The sequence below is a fragment of the Rhodoferax sp. OV413 genome, from assembly GCF_945881795.1.
Classification (GTDB): Bacteria; Pseudomonadota; Gammaproteobacteria; order Burkholderiales; family Burkholderiaceae_C; genus Allorhodoferax.
The window spans coordinates 1-3,316 of sequence record NZ_CAMCVG010000146.1 but is presented as its reverse complement, the minus strand read 5'-3'; the positions used below and the strand labels follow the sequence as shown (position 1 = coordinate 3,316).

Annotated in this window: 2 protein-coding genes; one reads left to right on the top strand and one right to left on the bottom strand. The window is 61.6% G+C overall.

Annotation, left to right across the window (positions count from 1 at the left end; all coding sequences use genetic code 11):
• Window positions 1-521: 521 nt before the first annotated feature.
• On the bottom strand, window positions 522-2,777 hold the full coding sequence (locus Q0O05_RS11845) for a malate synthase G (RefSeq protein ID WP_293663281.1): 2,256 nt from the start codon (window positions 2,775-2,777) through the stop codon (window positions 522-524).
• A gap of 141 nt (window positions 2,778-2,918) precedes the next feature.
• On the opposite strand from Q0O05_RS11845, the gene Q0O05_RS11840 reads away from it, so the two are divergent.
• Window positions 2,919-3,316 (top strand): CoA transferase (locus tag Q0O05_RS11840; protein ID WP_293663279.1); only part of this gene is annotated, 398 nt, incomplete at its 3' end.

The window sequence follows — 3,316 nt, the reverse complement described above, 5'->3', positions numbered from 1 at the left end:
TCCTGCCGCAAGACCGTCCTGTACCCAAGCGCTCACGCCGTTGCGGACCTGAGCCGTGACCTCCTGCAGCCGGTAATCCCCCCGATTTTCACAGGACCTAAAAGTAGAACGTTTATGCAGCCATGGCTAGATGCTGCTTTGGGGTGAAGTTCGTACTGCTGGCACAGCTGTGCCACGGTCTTGTCTTCGCGCAACGCCGCCAGCGCCACCTTGGCCTTGAACTCGGAATTGAAGACGCGCCGCGTACGACGTGCCGAGGCCTTCTTGCCCATATTGGACCCCTTGCCAGACCTACCATGGCCCGGCTTGATGCCCACATCATCCAATTGGCCGCGCTGTCCAGATTGGGCGGGCCACTTCTGGACGCCCTCATCACCGCACTGCGCTGAGGTGCGGTAGACGCGGCCCCACAAGAAAAACGGCACCCGAGGGTGCCGTTACTGACTGGGGATTCCATGCCAAATTGGCACCGGACGCCCGTGGGGTCTGCGTGAGCAGCTCCTAAATTAATAGTGATCGGCTTACGCCGCCTTCACCTTCAGGCGCCACGCATGCAACAAGGGCTCGGTGTAACCGCTGGGTTGCGCCATGCCTTTGAACACGAGGTCACAGGCCGCCTGATACGCCGCACCCTTGAAGTTGCCCACCATCGGGGTGTAGAGCTTGTCGCCGGCGTTTTGCTTGTCCACCTTGGCGGCCATGCGTTGGAAGGTTTCCTCCACCTGTGCTTTGGTGACCACCCCATGCTGCAACCAGTTGGCCATGTGCTGGCTGCTGATGCGCAGCGTTGCGCGGTCTTCCATCAGGCCGATGTCGTTGATGTCGGGCACTTTGGAGCAGCCCACGCCCTGATCCACCCAGCGCACCACGTAGCCCAGAATGCCTTGGGCGTTGTTGTCCAACTCGGCTTGCTTTTCAGCAGCGGTCCAGTTGGGGGTGGTGGTCACGGGGATGGTGAGCAGGCCGTTGAGCAGCTCGCCACGCACTTTTTCGTAGTTGGTTTTTTCCAGTTCCTTTTGCACGTCGCTGACCAGCAGCTGGTGGTAGTGCAGGGCGTGCAAGGTGGCGCCGGTGGGGCTGGGCACCCAGGCGGTGTTGGCGCCGGCCTTGGGGTGGCCGATTTTCTGGTCCAGCATCGCCTTCATCAGGTCGGGCATGGCCCACATGCCCTTGCCGATTTGCGCCTTGCCGCGCAGCCCGGACGAGAGGCCCACTAGCACGTTGTTCTTCTCGTAGGCGGCAATCCAGGCGCTGCTCTTCATGTCCGCCTTGCGGATCATCGGGCCGGCCTGCATGGCGGTGTGCATCTCGTCGCCGGTGCGGTCCAGGAAGCCGGTGTTGATGAAAGCCACGCGGCTCAGGGCTGCGGCAATGCAGGCCTTCAGGTTCACGCTGGTGCGGCGTTCTTCGTCCATGATGCCCAGCTTCACCGTGCTGTCGGGCAGGCCCAGCATCTGTTCAACGCGGCTGAACAGCTCGGCGGCAAAGGCGACTTCGGCCGGGCCGTGCATCTTGGGCTTGACGATGTAGACCGAGCCCTTGCGCGAGTTGCGGATGGCGTCCTTCTTGGTTTTTTGCAGGTCGTGCAGGGCGATGGTGGTGGTGACCACCGCGTCCAGAATGCCTTCGGGGATTTCGCGGGTGCTGCCATCAGCTGCGGTGTAGTGGATGGCCGGGTTGGTCATCAGGTGGCCCACATTGCGCAGGAACATCAGGCTGCGGCCGTGCAGCTTGACTTCCTTCGTGCCGTCTGCGCCTTGTCCGGCAGCGGTGTACACCCGGTCCGCGTTCAGGCCACGGGATAGGGTCTTGCCGCCTTTTTCAAAATGCTCCACCAGTGTGCCTTGCAGAATGCCCAGCCAGTTGCTGTAGGCCAGCACCTTGTCGTCCGCGTCCACCACGGCTACCGAGTCTTCCAGGTCCAGGATGGTGGACAGAGCGGCTTCGACCACCAGATCGCTCACGCCCGCTGGGTCGGTCTTGCCGATTGGGGTGGTGCGGTTGATGATGATGTCCAGATGCAGGCCGTTGTGGATCACCAGCACGCTGCTGGGGCTCTTGGCGGCGCCCTGAAAGCCGACGAACTGGGCTTTGTCTTCCAGCTTGGTCGTGCTGCCGTCCTTGAGTGTGACCACGAGCTCGCCACCCTTGACGGCGTAGCCGGTGGAGCCCAGGTGTGAGCCCTTCTTCAAGGGCGCGCAGCGGTCCAGCACATGGCGTGCGTATTCGACGACTTTCTTGCCGCGCTTGGGGTTGTAGCCCACGACTTTCCCATTCTTCTGGGCCACTTTCTCGCAGCCCTTGTCTTCGCTGATGACGTCTGTTCCGTACAGCGCGTCATAGAGAGAGCCCCAGCGGGCGTTGGCCGCATTGAGCGCATAGCGGGCATTGAGCACCGGCACCACCAGCTGCGGGCCGGCCTGGGTGGCCAGTTCGGCGTCCACGTTTTTGGTGGTGATTTTCACCTTGGCGGGAGATGGCACGAGGTAGCCGATCTTTTCCAGCAAGGCCTTGTAAGCGTTCATGTCGCCGATGGGGCCAGGGTTGGCCTTGTGCCAGGTGTCGAGCTCGGTTTGCAGGCGGTCGCGTTCGGCCAGCAGCGCGATGTTCTTGGGCGCGAGGTCGGCGACGATGGCGTCAAACCCCTTCCAGAAGGCGGCCGGCGCAATGCCGGTGCCAGGCAGCACTTTGTCTTGAATAAAGCTGTGCAACACAGCGGCTACCTGGAGGCGGTGCTCCTGGATGCGATCGTTGGAGCGGGGGTTTGAGGTCGTCATGGGGGCCTTTCAAAGGAAGGAGCGGTCAACAAAAAAAGTCGCCGGAGCGACGCCCAGGCTGTGGGGGGACTGTATTCCATACTTTGCGCATTACTATATGGAAGAACATCAATCAATTCATGACTTTTACTAGCGTAGTTCATGCGTGACTCCCAAGAACCCACGGCGAGCGACCCGGATCTGGCGCGGCGCGACCTGCCGCTGGCCGGCATCCGCGTTGTCGAATTCACCCACATGGTGATGGGCCCCACCTGCGGCATGACTTTGGGTGATTTGGGCGCGGACGTGATCAAGGTCGAGCCCCTGGCGGGCGACAGCACGCGCACGCTCCTGGGCAGCGGGGCGGGGTTTTTCCCGCTTTTCAACCGCAATAAGAAGAGCATCGCGGTAGACCTCAAAAGCGTAAAGGGCCGCGAGATCGTGCTCAAGCTGATTGCCACTGCCGATATCGTGAGCGAAAACTTCAAAATCCAGACCATGCAAAAGCTGGGGCTGGACTACGCCTCGCTCAGCAAGCTCGACCCGCGCCTGATTTATGT

Bases quoted from the DNA above. Each gene is read 5' to 3' on its own strand.
- Q0O05_RS11845 (WP_293663281.1), bottom strand. From the start codon at position 2,777: ATGACGACCTCAAACCCCCGCTCCAACGATCGCATCCAGGAGCACCGC.